This window comes from Nocardia sp. NPDC058499 (assembly GCF_042719915.1).
Classification (GTDB): Bacteria; Actinomycetota; Actinomycetes; order Mycobacteriales; family Mycobacteriaceae; genus Nocardia.
The window spans coordinates 215,737-234,131 of record NZ_JBHXMZ010000001.1 but is presented as its reverse complement, the minus strand read 5'-3'; the positions used below and the strand labels follow the sequence as shown (position 1 = coordinate 234,131).

The following is an 18,395-nucleotide window of genomic DNA, read 5'->3' as shown; positions in this document are numbered from 1 at the left end:
AGGACGAACGACGTTGGTTGACAATCGGATCGATCGCTATCCGACCAGAACCGCCGAGCGGTTGCCGCTACAAGAGCGACACGACGCGACGGTGTGGGGCCGGATCGGTAACGCGGAGCTGGCTGCGTTCGATACCGACGGTTACGCGATTCTGGATCGTTTGCTCAGCCCCGAAGAGGTGGCCGAATTCGCTGCCGAAATCGATAGGTTGGCAAACGATCCGGGTTTGCGGGGTGACGACCGGCTCATCGTGGAGAAGACGTCGCAGCAGGTGCGCTCGGTATTCGATGTGCACATGCTGAGCCCGGCGGTGAAGGAGCTGGTGCGCGAATCCCGGGTTGTGGATCTGGCCCGGCAGGTTCTGGGTTCGGATGTGTACATCCACCAGAGCCGGGTCAATTACCTTCCAGGATTCGGTACCGGCTTCTACTGGCATTCCGATTTCGAGACCTGGCACGCCGAAGACGGAATGCCCACGCCACGGGCGGTGAGTCTGTCCATTGCGTTGACGGATAACTACCCGTACAACGGCAGTCTGATGGTGATGCCCGGATCGCATCGCACTTTCGTCCCCTGCCAGGGCGAAACACCGGCGGACAACTACCGTGAATCACTGCGTGAGCAGGAGATCGGGGTACCGAGTCAGGCCGATATCACCGAACTGGCCTATAAGTACTGGATCGAGCAGTTCACCGGCCCGGCCGGGTCGGCGCTGCTGTTCGATTCGAATATCATGCACGCGTCGGCGAACAACATCACGCCGTTCCCGCGGTCGAATATCTTCCTCGTGTTCAACAGTGTGGAGAACACTCTGGAAGAGCCGTTCGCGGCACCGGCGCGCCGACCGGCATATATTGCGAGTCGCGACTTCACGGCGGTGTAGGAGGGACAGTTGCCCATGGCGACGGGGACGAATCCCGCAGGGTTCGTCCCCGTTGTCGTGTCCGGGGTCAGCGGCGGCGCCGGGGTGCCGGACGGCCGTTTCGCGGCGATGCGGTCTCGGGCAACCGGTGGTACAGGGTGAGCCATGCTGCCGGTGGAACCAGCCCCACCGGTAGGTCGGTCGCGATCCCGGCCGCCGCGCAGGCCCGGCTCACCGCTCGGGCCGAATGCGCCTGCCGGAGTGAGGCGGCAAGTGAACCGCCGATTCCCGAGAATCCCAGTTCCACCATTCGGCGGAAATCACCGCGGGCACCGGCCGGTAACAGCGGGACCGGGCGGCGCACAATGCGCAGTATCGCGCCGTCGACCCGGGGCACCGGGAAGAATGCACTGCGGTCGATCCGTTCGCCCAGGGCCGGTATCCAATCCGGCCAGTGGATAACGGTCGATTTCGTCCACCGTCCGTAATCGCCGCTGTATTTCCGGGCGAATTCGTATTGGGTGAGCAGCGTGGCCGCGGTGAGCCGAGGCGCAGCCAGGCACCAGCGCAGAATATCCGTGCTCGCACCGAACGGGATATTGCCGACGACGGCGAACGGCTGTGCCGGCGGTTCGGCGAAGCGGAAATCGTTGTTCATCACCTGGATTCGGTGGTTTCCGGCGTACCTTACGGAGAGCCGGCGGGCATAGTGCGGATCCTTCTCATAGGCGACCACCCGTCCCGCATATCGGACGAGGTGGCGGGTGAGCATACCGTCGCCGGGCCCGATCTCCAGGACGAGTTCGGATCGGCCTATGCCGGCGGCCGCTACGATGCGGCGGGCGGTGGCGGGTTCGGTCAGGAAATTCTGTGACAGCCTTTTGCGAGTCGCGGGTATACGGGTATGCGGGCGTGCGGTCGGGCGGGACATGGGATCCTCCGGAGGAGTGGGCCGAATCGAGGTGCGCTGATTCGCCCGGACCCATGCCGGTGCTGTGCGCGGCGCCGAAGCGCCGGATGATCGCGACGAGATACCGGCCGGGTGGACCGGTATCGATTACGGCCGGGAGGTCCCGTCAGGGAGACGGCCCGGCGGTGTCAGCGGAGTGCGAGGTGCGCCGGCAGAGTCCGAGCTGCCGTGCGCAGGCGGAGGTAGTACGCGCCCGCGCACACTCCGCTGGTGCACAAAGTTCCCATACCGCTCACTCTAAGACGGCTCGTGGAGGCCCGTCCAACGGATTTCGGGCGGATACGAAAAGGGAATCTGCGGTCGGCGTCGTAGTTCGGTGCGGACGCGACGGGTCGGAGGCGTGGTTCCCTTTTGCGGGCCGGTCTCGCTGCGTCTCGGTGCCGACGAGCTCGCCGCCCGGCTCGATCCGGCGTCGGCTACCGTACCGGTCGATCATATCGGGGAGCTCCCAGTTCGAAATGCTTCTGCTCGGCGTGAGTGGCGGGTCGTCGAGTGTATCCGCCTGCTCATCGCACCTCCGCGGGTTCGCATTCCGTCGCGTCGCATGGTTGGTCCGGTATCAGTCCGGTGAATTCGGCATCGAGATCGTGCGCGGTCAGGTCGGCAAAGGGGGTATCGCCGACCGTGACGTCATCGGGGTTCGCGATAGCCGGATCTGTCTTCTCCAGGCCGGCTGCCGGATTCTGCACAATCGGACCGCCCGCGCGGTAGCTGCGGCTCAGGTAGCGGTAATGCTTGCTGCCGAGGGCGTAACCGGTGAACAGCAGGCCGAGGACACCGAGCAGGACGAACACCAGCGCCATACCGCGGGCTTCGCCGGTGCCGAACCAGCCGCCGATCCAGCGGGCACCCGACCCGTCGGTCATGAACGGGATGAAGAAGAACTGCGCCAGCGGGCTGATCAGGAAGGCGGTCAGCGGGGAGGCTGCCTGTTCCACACTCTGCGCGAAACCGAAGACCCGGCCCTGCCGTTCGTACGGGACGACCTTCTGCAGCACAGTCTGTTCCGCGGCCTCCGCGAACGGCATCAGCACCATGAACACTGCCATGCCGCCCACCAGCAGCAATACCGAATCCCGGAGCGGGAACACCAGCATCACCGCCCACAGCGCCAGGTTGATCAGCAGGATCAACCGCACCGGATTCGACGAGGTGCCGGTCCTGGCCACGAGCAGGCCGCCGGCGATCATCACCGCGCTGAGCGCGCCCCAGATGATGCCCCAGGCCTGCACCGACATCATCGACAAGGCGTACGGGTCCATCAGCGCCATCAACCCACCGAACAGGAGGTTGTTCAACGCCGTGAAGGCGATCAGCGGGATCATGCCCGGAATTCCACGGATGATCCGCACCGTCCCGCTCAGGTCGACTCGTTTGGGTTCGCCCGCGGCGGCGGCACGGGACAGCGCGTCCGGGAGAGTGAGACGTTGCAGGTGCAGGATGGCGCCGGTGAGGACGACGACGGCCATCACCAGCACGCCGAGCATTCCGTTCCAGCCGACGAGCAGCGCACTGGCCACCGATGTCGCCAGCTGCGATATCCCGGTCGTCGTGCCGACCAAGCCGTTGGCGCGATCCCGGATACGGGGGTCGAACATGGCGGTGACCACGGTCGGCAGCGCGATCGTGCGCAGACCACCGGCGATTACGCCTGCCATCACCAGCACGATGAGCACCCACAGGCGGACACCGGCCGGATCGCGCCATGCCTCGGCCGGGGTGACCAGGTAGAACGCGAGTGCGATCGCATATATCGCGAGGGACACCAGCGCGGAAGCCTGCATCACCGACTTCTTCCGGTGGTGGTCGATGATACTGCCGAACCACACGCCGGTGCCGGCCATCGCGACCAGGAAGATCCCGGCGATCATCCCGGTCGCGAAAACGGAGCGGGTCTCCAGGTAGACGAAGAACGTGATACCGAACCAGATCGTGAAGTTGATGAACGATACGAGCAGCACGTTCATCAGCAGCTGAGCGAAAGTCCGGACGGTGGGGTCGGCGAGGTCGAGGCGGGTGCCGGTCGCATCGGCAGGTCCATTCGGGGCTTCCATACTCATGAACTCAACAACCTCGACAATGGTTTAGGTCAAGTGGCGACCGCGGACATATCACCACCTTGGACCGCCGCCGCGCCCGAAACTCATCGGAACTGCTGACGCGTCTAGTCGCACGGCAACCGCGGCGCCGGCTGGGCGATCGGCCGTTGAACGACAGCGCGCTCAGCCGGATCCCGGTACGCAAGATCCGGTTCCGAGTGGCCGGGCCGACCGCGGAACCCTGCTGTCGATATCGGCCGCGACAGCGGTCCTGTCGTCGGCGAAACCGGTGCCGGACCGCCGTGCACCGAACGGCCGGCAACACATTTGGCGGACGTATCCGTGGTGGTCGCGATATCGTCGCCGGAACCAGGCCGCCCGTTCAACTGGTTTTCGGGCCGCCACGATCCCGTGCCCCCTCAGCGCATGCCGGTGAGTGTTTCGCCGGCAGCCGGGCGGCGGGTCGCGGTGGCGATCACCTCTTCGGCGACTGCCTGGGTACGCCACATATGAGCCTCCGCAACGGCACCGCGTTGTTCCAGGAGTACCGCGAGTTCGGCCATGGCGGGGATCATCCGCCGGCCGGCCGCGGCCCGCCACCACCGCTCCGCGGCGCGCGGATCGTTCCGATGCAGTGACAGCGCGCCGAGGTCGAAGATGGCTCCGAGGTGCCCGGCCCGCGCGGCGCGGGTCCACAGGAGGTGCGCGCGGTCGTCGTCACCCTGGGCGTGCGCCACCGCGCCGAGCGAATGGAGGCGAGCCGGGTCGATCGCGTCGTCCGTATACGGCTGGTCAGCGGGCGGTACCGGAGCGAGCGAATCGTCGGCGAGGGTGTCGACGAGCGAATGATCGTCGCGCACTGCGAATTCCGTGACCGCTTGGTCTCCGGAGAGGAGTGGTGTGCAGTACAGGGCGGTGCTCGCGGTGGAATCGGTTGTTGCCTGGCGGGGCGGTTCGGGGCCGTAGTCGGTGAATCCGGCATCGCGGATGATCGGGACGAGTCCTGTCAGTTCCGGGTTCTCGGCCCATCCGCCCCGCCCGGTGTCCGGATGAGGATCCGCGCCGTCCGAGAAGTGGTGGCCTGCCGCTGTTCCGGTGAGCGGGTCGTCGTAGCCGGTGAAATCGTCCACCAGCGCACGGTGCGGCGCCGTGGCCTCCATGTCACCGGTGTGGTCCGGTGCGTCCACGTATGTTGGGGCGGCCAGTTGGATATCGGCGAAACTGCAGGGGTATCCCTGTATCTCGGCATCGTCCTTCGCGGATCCGGTCACCGAATCCGCTGCGCCGGCTGCCCACGCAGTTTCGCCGACAACGGATCCGGCCGGCGAATCGGGTCCGGGGGGTGTCGTCACCCAGTCGGCACCGGTGTGGACTGCCGGGGAACGGCGGGCCGGCGCGACGGTCTCGATTGTCGGCGTGACCGAGTGGTCGCTGTCTGGGGGTGCCGTCAGCGAGTCGGGGGTTCCCGGTGTGGTCGCGGAGTTACGGGTTGTGGTCGCTGTCAGGGCGTCGGGCGACATAGGTGCGGACGTGAAGTCGCCTGTAGTGGGTGTCGACACCGTGGGTGCGGCCGGAGGGTTGGTAGTGGCGGGAGCCGAGACAGCCGGTACGGCCGGCAGGCCGAATGTGGTGTGCTCCGGCGCGGTGGGTGTGGGCAGCGGGTCGGTTGTGGTGTGTGTCGACGCGGTGAGTTCGGGCAGAGCACCACCTGTGTTGTGCTCTGCTGCGGTAAGTACAGGCAGAAAGCCGATTGTGGTGTGTGCCGGCGCGGTGGGTGTGGGCAGCGGTTCGTTTGAGATGTGCGCCGAGACGGTGGGTGTGGCTGCAGGGGCGGCTGCGCTGGACGTCGACACAGCGGGCATCGACATTGTGGGCGTCGACGTTGTGGTTTCGGCTTCGGAACCTGCTGCGGTGGGCTTGCGCTCGGGTTCGTGTACGACCGGTGCCGGCGCCGACTCGGGTGTGGTGGATTCCGTCGCGGAGTCGTCGGTGACTGCTGCCGCGGCGGAGTCGTCCACGGCGGAGGTCGTCAGAAGTTCGACTGCAGTCGGCTCTATCGGGGATTCGTCGGCAGCCGGCGCCGTCGCCGAGTCGTCCGAGGCGGGTTCGTAATGTGCTGCCCACGGGTCGTGGTCGAGATCGTCCGAGTCGGGATCATCGGGTTCCACCCAATGGTGCCGGTTGCTCCGGCGTTCCGGGGGCGTGGCCGTGGAGACGGTGGGGATGGCCCCGGACATGAACAGGTGTGGGTGTGGGTCCAGCGGAGTACTGCGCACCTCGATCACCAGATCGGCGAAATGCGGTGGACCTTCGCCCATACTGCACCACAGGACGGTCCGGCCCGTTTCCGTACGCTCGACGACGATTCCGTAGTTACCCGACCACGATTGGGGTTCTCCCGCGGCATCCGACCACACCGGCGTGAGCGCGAACAGGGCGTCCGGCGAGTCCGCGGCCAAGTCGAAGGTGATGCCGCGTTCCAGTGCGTCGCGCCAGATATCGACTCCGGCCAGGTGGCGGTCATCGAGGTCGATATACCCGTCGATCACCGACAGGCCGATACCGACGGCGGACAACCCGGCCGGCGGTGTCGCCGAGAGCAGGGTCATGGTCAGTGCCGATGCCGGAGTCGGCAACTGTTCGCTGTACATGGGGTATACCGTGGCGCCGTCGAGGTCGATCGGATCGGCGCTGCGATAGCGCGCGGCGAGCGTGCGGCGCTGCGGTGCCGGTTCTGCGCTGTGCCGCGGCCCGGAAGAGGGCCGTGCGGTGCCCGTCAGCAACGGTGTGGCATCGCGATATCCGCCGCGTAGATACCTGGGCAGCTGACCGGCACCCGATACCGGTGCGGACCTATCGGCCTGCGATGGAACGAATCCGATACCCGGCGATCCCGGATCATGCATATCCTGTGCCCCGCCTTTCCCACCGCTTCGATTCACCCCGCAGCAATGCGGTGGCTATACCGTACTCGCCGAATCCGTGGCGTGTGGGGCGATTCCGTGGGTGACCACGCGTTCGAGTGCGGCGATATCGCGTTCGAGCGTCCGGAACAGCAGATACGCCGCCGCGAAAGCGAGCGCGCTGCCCAGCAACAGCACCCGCAATGCCGGTCGCACCTCAGCGAGATCGGCGGCCGGCAGGAAGGTCGCACCGGCCGCACCGAGTAGCGGGACCGCCGCGGCGAGCAGCAGGAAATAGGTACTGCGCCGATCCAGTGCGCGCAACTGATCCACATCGCTGCCGAACGCACCACCCAGCGGTAGGAACGCCGGATACAGCGACCGCACCGCATAGCTGCCGACCAGGAAATACGGATACGCCATGGCCATCGCGCCACAGATGATCTGGGTCCCGAAGAAATGTGCCGAGGCCGCCGCACCCAGCGTGCTACCGGACGCCTGCACCGTGATCGGGACGGCGATTCCGGTGATCGCCCAGAGCAGGAAACAGGCCAGCACGGTACGACTGCTCAGCAACAGGGTGTCGCGGCGGGCCCGGGCCAGCGTGGCGTTGTCGTAACTGCGGCTGTCCCGGCCACTTCCGCCGCGGCGGAGGCCGCGCAGTACCGCACCCAGATGTGCGGTGAGCACGGTGGTGACGATGAAACCGGCCAGGAATGCGAGACCGTAGGTGATCGGCGCGACCCGCTGGAAGATCTCGTGCGCCCCGGTATCCAGGTCGTCGATGATGAGGACTCGATTGTGATAGTAGCTGTACCAGATGGCGAGCGCGTTCGGTACGGCGATGGACAGGAACATGATCGGGTGCAGCAGGGCGCGGGCACGGCGCCGCAGGCTGCCCTGCGGTGGGTCCACCAGATCTCGTGCGCGGGGGTCCAGGCAGATCTGCAGTTGCCGTGCCATATCGGCTCCGTGGGTCCAGCGCCGGGCCGGGTCCGGATCGAGGGCTCGCACCAGCGTGCGGCGCAGGGCGGCGGGACAATCGGCGGGAAGATCGCGGTAGGGGAGAGCCCGGGCGCCGCGTCGGCGCAGTGACAGCATGGCTTCGAGGGTTGTCCGATCGCCGGGTGCCGGCTGCGGGGGCGACTCGGCGGTCGCAGTGCCCGTGGGTGCGGGTGGTGGTGCGGCGGCCGTGTCGTCGGGGGCGGCCGGATCCGGTGAATGCCGGACGGGTCTCGCCGCGGCCTCGTCGGCGCCGGTTTCCGGCCGGTCTGTGGCGGGATCGGTGGCAGTGGCGGTGTCATCGAAGGGCCGGCGCCCGGTGAGCAGTTCCCACAGCACGACCGCGAGTGCGTAGAGATCGCTGCGGGTATCCAGATCGGCGGCGGTGCCCGGGAGGGCGGGGTGGATGACGGCGAGTTGTTCGGGCGACATATAGGCGAGGGAGCCGCCGAAGTACGCCACCGGGCTGGACCCCGCCACATTCGCCCCGAAGCTGATGTTGAAATCGGCGAGCTTCGGCACCCCTTCGGCGGTGAGCAGGACGTTCGCCGGTTTGACATCGCGATGCAGTACCCCGGCCCGGTCCGCGTGATCCAAGGCCCGGGCAAGCCGGGTACCCAGCCAGGCCACGGTCTCCGGCCAGGTCAGCGCGGAGATCTCGGTGCGGGCAGCCGATTCGGCGGGGCGGAGCTCGCCTTTGTCGTCGAGGACCTCGTCGATCGCGTCGAGCAGTAGCGCGCCGGTGCGGTCGGCCGGCGGGGTATCGCGGACTCTGCCGAGTACGGTCAGCAGGGTCCCGCCGGGGATGTACTGCATGTACAGGAGTCGCAGTCGTGGTCGGGGCAGGATATGGCGGTCGAAGACCCGCACGATGTAGTCGTGGTCGAGTTGGGCGAGCGTCTGCGGTTCGGTGCCGGAATCGGCGGAGATCTTCACCGCGACCAGGCGCTGCATGGTGCGCTGCCGGGCCAGGAAGACCCGGGCGAAGGCGCCGCGGCCGAGCACGGTGAGCAGATCGAAATCGTCGATGCGGCTACCTGCCTCGATATCGTCCACGGTCGCCGGCTTTTCGCCGGTTGCGCTCCCGAACTGTGTGCTCCGGTACTCGCCGGTGGCCAGGAGTTCGGACAGCTCCGCGGCCTGATCCGGGTACTCGGCCGTGTATTCGCCGGGGTCGACCGGACGGCCGGCGCGGCGCCGCTGGTGGTATTCCTCGTAGACGAGATCCGGGGGCAGCGGCCGATCACCCAGTTCCGGGATCTCGGCCACATAATCGGCGAGGCGTTTGTCCTGCCCGGTGTATCGCGGGCGGTGAACGAGGTCGATCTTGATCAGCTCGATGAGTGCCACCCGCCGGAGTGCGGTGGACTCGGGTAGGTACCGGGAGAGATCGGGAGGTGGGGGCGAATCCTGCCACGCTGCGGCGAATCGGCGCAGGGTCTCCGCGAGCTGATCGCCGTGCAATCGCCCGAGGGTGTCCGCGCGTGGTGTGGCGGGTTGCCCCATCTGCGCATGGTAACGCCGGGCGGGGCCGGGAACAGGTGGAACGCCCAGGAGGAACCGCGCAAGTATCTGTAACTAGCGGTTACAGGTAAATTGGGGATGCGGGAAAGTTGCCGAAAGGCGATTGCGCCAGCCTACACCACACGATCCCGGCCCGGCCGTCTACATGATGATCATGCAGCCTTCGCCCGACGACAGGCTGCACAACAGCCGGCTCAGTTCCATGATCAGACCCTGAACGGGGTTGGACGGGACAACGGCCGGAGTAACCATGGGTAGCCTCCCTAGCGGGATCGACGAGCACGTACACCGGGATAATCGCCGGCGGGGCGCCCGGTGTTAAGGGGCCGGTGTCACATCGCCGGGACCGGGTGCGCCCGCGGCGGGGATCAGCCCAGCGGCATTCCCGGTGCGGGCGGGAAGCGCACCGGGAGCGCGATGAGCGCGCGATGGAACGGACCCGGTCGCCAGATCGTCCGATCCGGGTCGAACGCGGGACTCAGATCGGGTAGCGCGTCGAGTAGCTGATCGACTGCCTCCTCGGCGAGCAGACGGGAAATCGTCCGGGCATGCGCCGGGCACGCGTGCGGTCCGCGGCCCCAGGCGAGGTTCTGGTCCTCGGGGTTACCCGACCGGTCGGCTCGGCCATGGCAGGCAGCCGCGCCGATGAGTACGGGCTGATCCGCGGGTAGCAGGACATCGTCGACCAACACGGGAAACGGTGGATAACTGATGCTGTGATTCGCCAGCGGCGGGTCGCTCGCCAGCACCTCGTCGAGTGCGTCCCGGGCCGGGGGCGCGAACCCGGTGTGATCGCTGGTGAACCGGGGATCGGTGAGGATCAGTAGCAGCGTATTGGCGATGAGATTGCGTGGCGGTTCGATTCCGGTCCAGTACAGGCCCAGCAGTTGGTGAACGAGCTCCTCGTCGGACAGGTTCGCCGGGTGGCGGATCAGGCGGCTGGTGACATCGTCGCCGGGTTCGGCGCGTTTACCGGCGATCAGCTCCGCGAGCAACCGCTGGATTCGGGGCTCGGCGCCGTCGTCGGCGGCGCCCTCGATCATTTCGGTCAATGCGCGAGACAGTAGATCACCGAGTTCGGGCGGGCAGCCGAGGATATCGTCCATGGTCCGGAACACCAGCGGCACCACATACCGGTCGAGCAGATCGGCGGCGCCCTCGGCGCAGAATTGATTGATCAGATCCATTGCGATGCGCGAAATGGTGGTACGCAGCGAATTCGGGTCCACGCCGGCCAGCGCGTCCACGGTGGCGGCACGGTAGCGGTCGTGGTCCGGGCCGTGTGTGCGTAGCGGATTCGGCCGCCACTGCATCATCGGCACGATCGGCAATCCTGCCGGGGCCTTCTGCTGCCAGGCGCGAGGGTCGGACGGGAAATGGCCGGGGTCGTCGAGGATTCGCTGTGCTGTCCGGTCGTCCACCACGAGGGTGGCGGGCACCCCGGGTGCGAGGTCGACCGGGGCCAGCGTGCCGAAACGCCGGCGCATCCACTGGTAGAAACCGCGCGGGTCGGTCGCGAATTCGCGAGAGTAGAGCGGGATTCGGGAACCGGTGGAATCCGCCGGTGTGACGGTGCTACCGCGACGTCGCGTGGACGCCGGCCGGGACTGCCCTGTCACTGATACCCCCTGCGGTTGTGCGCCGGGATTCCGGGCGCAGTCCGGAGCGGCCGGAACTACCTGCTCGAAAAGGCTCGGCCGGTACACGTTTCGCGTACGGCCGGAAATAATACCCACGCGCGAGGTAGCTGTGCGGGACCCTGTCGCGCTGCGGGTCGCCGCCGGATACGCCGTGGCAGATCAGCGTTCGCGTCGCACCGCGGCCGGTGCCTGCCGGAGTTCGAGTGCGACCAGGAGCTCGACGAGATCGGTGACGGTGCGGATATTGCGGCCGGTCAGTTGCTGGATCCGGCGCAGCCGGTATTTGGCGGTGTTGTGGTGGATACGCAGGGCGTCCGCCGCTTCGCGCAGATTCGTATCGGCGGCGATGAAGGCCCGGATGGTCTCGGCGAGTACCCCGCCCTTGGCCTGGTCGTCGGCGAGGGCGCGGGCGATGCGCGGGTCGACGAGGCTGCGCGCGGTATCGTCCGAACTGAGGACCAGATAGCGGAACGGGGTGAGTTCGGGTAGCGCCAGCACGCCACCGCTGTCGGGTAGCAGGTCCAGTGCCGTGTGCGCTTCCTGCCGGCCGCGGGGGAGTTGTTCGATACCGGTGATCACCGTGCTGATCCCGAATGCGGTGGTGATGCCCTCCGCGAGGAGGGTGTCGCGGGTACGCCGTAGCCGGGTGCAGAGCGCGCCGGCGGTGGCGCGGCCGAGCCCGGCGACGGCGACGATATCGGTATCACGGACGACGGCCAGGGTACGGTGCCCGTTGACCCCGGTGCGTGCCAGCGCCGACGAAACAATATGTGGCGCTGCGATTTCGGGATGTGCGCTGCGTTCGCCGCGGTCGAGGACGGCGGCAGCGATGACGACGAGGCGTTCCCCGTGCGCAGGGCCGATGCCGTGGGCGGCCGCGGCCGCCGGGAGTGGTCCACGCTCGGGAAGCGCGCCGGCGAGCAATGCTTCGACGAGATCGTGCTCGTCGCGACCGGCTTCGGCCGATTGATGCTGCTGGAAATCCAGGTACGCCTGCGTGGCCTCGGTGCTGATCAGATCGCAGTACCGGGTGAGCGGCAGTACCAGTGACAGTGTCGCCTCCCGGGCGGTGGGTGTATCGCCCGCGTGTGCGACCAGGTTCTTCCAGAAGGTCTGCTGGCCGAGCCGGAATGCGGTGATGTAGTCGGCCAGTGGGAGTCCGGACCGGGCGCGCCGCACCGCCGCCCGGCGGGTATGGGTGAGTTCCGCCGGGGTGACCCGTCGGTGGTTCAGTAGTGCGCCCAGTCCGGTGCGGCACAGACGGGACACCTGGTCGTGGACGTCGGCGCGGAATTCGCTGTCGCGGCCGCCGTAGCCGGGGACCTGGGCGAGGATGGCGGTGCTGCCCTGCTCGGCGATCTCCTCGGCGCGGTCGTAGGCGACGCCGGCGATCCGGGTGCGCGCGAGCCGTACCGGTTCGGGAAGCGACGCGGCAAGCGGTTGTGATCCAGCAGGCATAGTCGGATGGTCCACGCGCTCGCCAGGAATGTCAACATTCGTCCGCATATGTCTCAAATTATGCCCTGCTCACTTGTGCTCAGAGGACAAATGCAGTGCCGATAATTGGGACGCATGGGCTGATGTGTTTCATTCATACCGCTCTTACGCTGACCTGACCCATAGCCGGTACGACGGACTGTGCGCTGCCCCACAACTTTTCGACCGCGACCACGCGACCCGGAGGATACATGCTCGAGATATCCGGCCTGACCGTTCGATTCGGCGGTATCACGGCCCTCGACGATGTCGGATTCGCCGTGGCATCCGGCGAAATGACCGGTCTCATCGGCCCCAACGGGGCCGGTAAGACCACGCTGTTCAACTGCCTGACCAGGCGCTGCGCCCCCACCGCCGGCGCACTGCGCTACCTCGGAACCGATCTGCTGACGGTCCGGCCCGATCTCATGGCCCGGCTCGGCATCGCGCGGACCTTCCAGAACCTTGGCCTGTTCACCCGTATGTCCGTCCGGGACAACGTACTCGCCGGCGCCCACCACCGGGCGCGCGCCGGATTCCTCGCGGCAAGCCTGTTCCTACCGCCGGTGCGCGCCGAGGAACGCCGGCTGCGCACCCAGGTCGATGGCTTGCTCGAACGCCTCGACCTGGCCGATATTGCCGACCACCCGGCCACCGGTCTGCCGTTCGGCACGTTGAAACGGATCGAACTGGCGCGCGCCCTGGCCGCCGGACCCCGCCTGCTGCTGCTCGACGAACCGGTCAACGGGCTCAGTCACGGGGAAGTCGGCGAATTCGCGGAGCTGCTCGCCGGCCTGCGAGTGGATTTCGATCTGACCGTGGTGGTGGTCGAACACCATATGGGCTTCGTCATGGGCCTGTGCGATCGCGTGGTCTGCCTCGAATTCGGCCGGGTCATCGCCGAGGGGACGCCCGCCGAGGTCCAGCGCGACCCTGCCGTGATCGAGGCCTACCTGGGAACGGCGGCATGATCGCCGCGCCTGCGACCGTCGGCGCGGGAGGCCATGGGCCGGTGAATGTTTCGAAAGGACGTGTCATGAGCAGTGAGCCCCTGCTCGCCGTAACCGGACTCACGGCGGGGTACGGCACCGGCGAGGTGCTGCACGGGATCGATATCTCCGTAGCCGCCGGCGAGATATGCGCGGTGCTCGGTCCCAACGGCGCCGGTAAGACCACTCTGCTGCGGGCGCTGAGCGGTCTGGTCCGGGTGCGCGGAACGGTAACCCTGGCGGGATCCGAAATCGGCGGGCGCGCGCCGGAGAAGATCGCCCGGACGGGGGTTGCACATGTTCCAGAGGGGCGCGGCACCTTCGCGCCGCTGACCGTCGAAGAGAACCTCCGCCTGGGCGCCTACTCCCGCGGCAGTGCCCGACTTCGCCGCGGAAGCGGAAGTAGCGGATTCGGCCGTGGTCGCGGAACAGGTGACGGTAGCGCGGGACCCCGTCGCGCCCGAGCCGGTCTCGATAACGACCTGCGCCGCGTCTACGACTACTTCCCGGTCCTGCGCGACAAACTGCACGAAAAGGCAGGCCGGCTCTCCGGTGGTGAACAGCAGATGCTGGCACTCGGCCGGGCACTCATGTCCCGACCGCGGCTGCTGCTCCTGGACGAACCTTCACTGGGCCTCGCGCCGATGGTCACCCGGGAACTCTTCCGCATCGTGCAATCCATCAACTCGGAGGAACACACCACCGTGATCGTCGTCGAGCAGAACGCTCAGCTGGCGCTGCGCACCGCGCACCGGGCATATCTGCTGGAAAGCGGGCGGATCGTCCTGTCCGGTTCGGCGGCCGATATCGCCGCCGACGAACAGGTCGCCCGTTCCTACCTCGGATACCGGGTGTGACCGTGACCGGATTCGCGCAGCAGATCATCGAAGGCCTCAGCGCCGGGGCCCTCTACGCCGGTATGGCCCTCGCCCTGGTTCTCATCTACCGGTTCACCGGAATCGTCAACTTCGCCCAGGGCGAGCTGGCCATGTTCTCGGCGTTCCTGGCCTGGCAGCTGGTGCAGAGCGGGACACCTTTCTGGCTGGCACTCCCGGTAACCCTCGCGATCTCGTTCGCCGGCGGCATGCTGATCGAACGGATCGTGATCCGGCCGGTCGAGGGGGCTCCGGAACTCACGCTGGTCATCGTCACCGTCGGATTGTTCTTCTTCGTGAACGCGGCCGCAGGCTGGATCTGGTCGTATCGGCTGAAGAGTTTCCCGAACCCCTTCCCGGAAGGCGCGTTACGGGCGGGTGGGGTCACCGCCGGGTACGGCAATCTGGGCATTCTCGCCGTGGTCGCGGTGGTGATGGCGCTGCTGTACGCACTGTTCCGCTACACCCGGACAGGGTTGGCGATGCGCGCGGTGGCCGCCAACCCGCAGTCGGCGCGGCTGGTGGGTATCGGTGTCGGCACCGTGCTCGCGCTCGGCTGGGGACTGGCCGCCGCCGTCGGCGCGGTCTCCGGTGTGCTGTCGGCGCCGCTGCTGTTCCTCGAACCCAACATGATGGGCGGGGTTCTCATCTACGCCTTCGCGGCGGCCACCCTGGGCGGTTTCGACAGTCCCGGTGGTGCGGTGGCCGGGGGGCTGATCGTCGGGGTCGCGGAAACCCTGGCCGGGGCCTATCTCGACGTCATCGGCACCGAACTGAAGATCGGTGTGCCACTGGTGATCATCCTCGGGGTACTGCTGCTCCGGCCGCAGGGCCTGTTCGGCACGCCGGCGGTGGAAAGGGTATGAGCGATATGGGAATCCCGGACACCACGATGGCCCCGGAAAAACGCCCTCCCGCAGCCGAACCGGTCCGGCCGCGACCCTGCTTCCGGCGGATCGACCGGTCGTGGGCGGCGGTGGCTGTATTACTGGTCGTGGCCTGCTGGGCGCCGTTCGAACTGGCGCCCTTCCACACCTTCCAGCTGTCGCTGGCGATGATCTACGCGGTCGCCCTGCTCGGGCTGAACCTGCTGGTGGGACATACCGGGCAGATATCGCTCGGGCACGGCGCGTTCTTCGCGGTGGGCGCCTACACCACGGCGGTCATGATGGACCGCTGGGAAGCGCCCTACCCGGTGACCCTGCCGGTCGCGGCGGCGGTCACGTTCGTCCTCGGAATCGGCCTGGGTATCCCGGCACTGCGGTTACGGGGGCTCTATCTCGCACTGGTCACCCTGGCCATCGCGATATTCCTGGTACCGCTGCTGAAACGTTTCGAATCGGTGACCGGCGGCTCCATGGGCCTGACCCTGGACAAACCACAGCCACCGGCATGGGCCGGGCTGGCCGAGGACCAGTGGTTGTATTTCCTGGTTCTCGCGGTTACGGCGGTGAGCTATCTGCTGGTCGCCGGGCTGCTGCGGTCGCGGGTCGGGCGGGCACTGCACGCGGTGCGGGACAACGAGATCGCCGCCGAGGTCACCGGCGTGCGGCCGGCGTTCTACAAAACCCTGGCATTCGCCTGGGGCGCCATGTTCGCCGGGGCTGCCGGTTGCGTCTACATCTGGGTGATCGGATACGTGTCCCCGGACTCCTTCACGCTCACCTTCTCCATAACCCTGCTGGCCGGACTCGTCGTCGGCGGACTCGGCGGACAGTGGGGCCCGCTGCTGGGCGGCCTGTTCGTCATGTACGTGCCGACCGTCGCCCAGGACCTCAACCAAGCCGCGCCGGGGGTCGTGTTCGGGCTCCTCATCATCGCGGTCATGTACCTCGCGCCGAATGGATTGGCCGGACTCGTCGGCCGGGCGGCGCACTGGCTCGGACACCGGGCCCGGAAAGGAAGAACCGATGCGCACTAGAGCGATACAGGCGGCGCTCGCCGCCACCGCGGTCGTCGTCGCCGTCGCCGGCTGCGGGGGTCGCGACGACGCCACGGGCAATACGGCCTCCGGCGACTGCCAAGGTCAGCAGACGACCGGACTCACCGACAGCACGATGAAACTCGGCGGCGTATTCCCGCTGTCGGGCCCGGCCTCCGCCTACGCCGAACTTCCGAAGGGGATGCAGGCCTACTTCGAATACGTGAACAACGAACAGGGCGGTATCGGCGGCCGCAAGGTCGAATACCTGCTGCGCGACGACGGCTATCAGCCCCCGAAAACCGTGGAGGAGACACGGCGGCTGGTCGAACAGGATCAGGTGTTCGCCGTCCTGTCCACGCTCGGCACCCCCACATCGGCGGCGGTCTGGGACTACCTGAACCAGCGCGAGGTACCGCAGATCTTCGTCGCCGGTGGGGCGACCCAGTGGGGTGTCGGCGACGGACATCCGTGGACCATCGGCTGGCAGCCCAGCTACCACGCCGAAGGCCAGGTGTTCGCCCGGTACGTCACCGAGCAGAAACCGGATGCCACCGTCGCGGTCCTGTACCAGAACGACGATTTCGGCAAGGACCTGCTGGCCAGTTTCACCGAGGCCACCGCGGGCAGCGGGGTACGGGTGATCGCCGAACAGAGTTACGAGGTCACCGACCCTACGGTCGACCCCCAGTTGCGCAACCTGGCCAACTCGAAAGCCGATGTGCTGCTGAACTTCGCCACCCCGAAATTCGCCGCGCAAACGCTGGCGGCGGACGCACGCAATGCCGAATGGAATCCGCTGCACATCCTCACCCAGGTTTCCAGCACGATGAGCGTGCTCGAGCCGGTCGGGTTCGAGAATGTGCAGAACGTCGTCACCTCGGTCTTCGTGAAGGACCCGGCCGATCCGCAGTGGACCGACGACCCCGGGATGCAGCTCTACCGCGACAAACTCGCCCAGTACGTTCCCGGCGCCGATCCGTCCGACGGATACACCCTGGTCGGCTGGGCGATGGCGCAGAGCTTCCACAAAACCTTCGACGCGGCGGACTGCAAAACCCGTGAAGGCCTGCGCGATGCGATGCGCTCGCTCGACGGTGTCGAAATCGATCTGCTGCTGCCCGGTATCACCTTGCAGACCGGCGCAGGTGACGGCTATCCGATGGAAGCCATGCAGATCCAGCGTTTCCAGGGAGACCGCTGGGTGCTCGCCGGCGACCTGGTCGACACTTCCGGCCGGTAACCGCACCGAAAACGTCCGCGGCGCATTCCGGCGCCGACGGCCGCCTCGATATCAACCGATGAGGACACAACCATGAAACTCCGAACCAGCGTCGCCACCGCGGCTCTCGCGGTAGCGGCTCTCGGCGCCACCGCCGCCCCGGCCTCCGCGCAACCCGCGCCCGCACCGCGCGAACTCACCTACGAGATCACGCACTCCGGCGACAGCGCCGTGGTCGAAACGAACGGAAAATGGCAGGTGGCGGGTGACCAGCTCATCCTGCAGGCCATCGACGACACGCTGCTCACCACGGTGCCGCTCACCTATCGCAAGGACAATATCGCCTACCCCATCACCGCGAAGATCGACGGTGGCACCGCGGTACTCACCCCGCAGCGCGCGGGCGGAGTGCCGGTCGCGCCGGTGAGCGCACCCGTGGTCACCCCCGAGCAGGCGGCCCAGGAAGTGGCCGAACAGTTCACGCCCCGCGATATGCAGGCCCTGGGTGTATTCGCCCAGCGGGCGACGATGAGCGCGGCGATCGCCGGCGCGGTCGGCGCGGTGATCGGCGGCGGCCTGGGCTGTGTGCTCGGCGCCGCGACCGGTGCACTGGTATCCAGCCCCATCGCCCTGCTGCTGGTCCCGTTCGTCGGCGCCACCATCGGCGGCTGCGTCGCCGGTGCCGCGACGCTGGGTGCCGCCGGAGGCATCATCGGCGCGTTCCTGATCGGCGGCCCGGTCGCTGTTTTCGCGGCCTTCCAGTACTTCTCGACCATCCTGTCCCCGTGCCCGCCGGAGCATCCGGCGTGCCGGCCGACGACACCGTAAACGAACCGTGCGCGCTGCCCGGCCCCGTCCACCCCCCCCCCCCCCCCCTCTCCCCCCCCCCCCCCCCCCTCCCCCCCCCCCCCCACCCCCCCCCCCTCCCCCCACTACCTCCTTCCTCCCCAAAAAACCCCCCCCCCCCCCCCT

General features: G+C 67.4%; 13 protein-coding genes. 7 read left to right on the top strand and 6 right to left on the bottom strand.

Annotated elements, in window-relative coordinates; translation table 11 throughout:
- Positions 1 to 13 precede the first annotated feature (13 nt).
- A complete protein-coding gene (thpD, locus tag ACFWPH_RS01055) occupies positions 14 to 883 on the top strand; it encodes an ectoine hydroxylase (protein ID WP_378747392.1) in 870 nt (289 codons plus the stop codon).
- 67 nt (positions 884 to 950) lie between these two features.
- On the opposite strand, the gene erm is transcribed toward thpD, so the two are convergent.
- From erm to ACFWPH_RS01025, 6 genes are all read right to left on the bottom strand, one after another.
- A complete protein-coding gene (gene erm / locus ACFWPH_RS01050; protein WP_378747391.1) occupies positions 951 to 1,793 on the bottom strand; it encodes a 23S ribosomal RNA methyltransferase Erm in 843 nt (280 codons plus the stop codon).
- A 545-nt stretch (positions 1,794 to 2,338) separates the two neighbouring features.
- Positions 2,339 to 3,892, bottom strand: coding sequence for an MFS transporter (locus ACFWPH_RS01045; RefSeq protein WP_378747390.1), 1,554 nt, complete (start codon positions 3,890 to 3,892; stop codon positions 2,339 to 2,341).
- A 398-nt stretch (positions 3,893 to 4,290) separates the two neighbouring features.
- Positions 4,291 to 6,777, bottom strand: a complete 2,487-nt coding sequence (locus ACFWPH_RS01040) for a hypothetical protein (RefSeq protein WP_378747389.1) — start codon at positions 6,775 to 6,777, stop codon at positions 4,291 to 4,293.
- 54 nt (positions 6,778 to 6,831) lie between these two features.
- On the bottom strand, positions 6,832 to 9,282 hold the full coding sequence (locus ACFWPH_RS01035) for a serine/threonine-protein kinase (RefSeq protein WP_378747388.1): 2,451 nt from the start codon (positions 9,280 to 9,282) through the stop codon (positions 6,832 to 6,834).
- A 386-nt stretch (positions 9,283 to 9,668) separates the two neighbouring features.
- Positions 9,669 to 10,919 (bottom strand): cytochrome P450, encoded by a 1,251-nt coding sequence (locus tag ACFWPH_RS01030; RefSeq protein ID WP_378747386.1) that lies wholly within the window; start codon positions 10,917 to 10,919, stop codon positions 9,669 to 9,671.
- Between the two features lie 180 nt (positions 10,920 to 11,099).
- Entirely contained in the window at positions 11,100 to 11,771 is a 672-nt protein-coding gene (locus ACFWPH_RS01025; protein WP_378748201.1) for a PucR family transcriptional regulator, read from the bottom strand.
- 857 nt (positions 11,772 to 12,628) lie between these two features.
- Here ACFWPH_RS01025 and ACFWPH_RS01020 point away from each other — a divergent pair.
- The 6 genes from ACFWPH_RS01020 (at position 12,629) to ACFWPH_RS00995 (ending at position 18,251) form a co-directional block, all read left to right on the top strand.
- A complete protein-coding gene (locus ACFWPH_RS01020; protein WP_378747385.1) occupies positions 12,629 to 13,387 on the top strand; it encodes an ABC transporter ATP-binding protein in 759 nt (252 codons plus the stop codon).
- Positions 13,388 to 13,452: 65 nt separating this feature from the next.
- A complete protein-coding gene (locus tag ACFWPH_RS01015) occupies positions 13,453 to 14,262 on the top strand; it encodes an ABC transporter ATP-binding protein (protein ID WP_378747384.1) in 810 nt (269 codons plus the stop codon).
- Positions 14,259 to 15,146: a branched-chain amino acid ABC transporter permease gene (locus tag ACFWPH_RS01010; protein ID WP_378747383.1), complete on the top strand. Its 888-nt coding sequence runs from the start codon at positions 14,259 to 14,261 to the stop codon at positions 15,144 to 15,146. The genes ACFWPH_RS01015 and ACFWPH_RS01010 overlap by 4 nt, the downstream gene beginning before the upstream one ends.
- Positions 15,143 to 16,201, top strand: a complete 1,059-nt coding sequence (locus ACFWPH_RS01005) for a branched-chain amino acid ABC transporter permease (protein ID WP_378747382.1) — start codon at positions 15,143 to 15,145, stop codon at positions 16,199 to 16,201. Before ACFWPH_RS01010 ends, ACFWPH_RS01005 begins: the two co-directional genes overlap by 4 nt.
- Positions 16,191 to 17,444, top strand: a complete 1,254-nt coding sequence (locus tag ACFWPH_RS01000; protein ID WP_378747381.1) for an ABC transporter substrate-binding protein — start codon at positions 16,191 to 16,193, stop codon at positions 17,442 to 17,444. Before ACFWPH_RS01005 ends, ACFWPH_RS01000 begins: the two co-directional genes overlap by 11 nt.
- 72 nt (positions 17,445 to 17,516) lie before the next feature.
- Positions 17,517 to 18,251, top strand: a complete 735-nt coding sequence (locus ACFWPH_RS00995; RefSeq protein WP_378747379.1) for a hypothetical protein — start codon at positions 17,517 to 17,519, stop codon at positions 18,249 to 18,251.
- Positions 18,252 to 18,395: the final 144 nt, after the last annotated feature.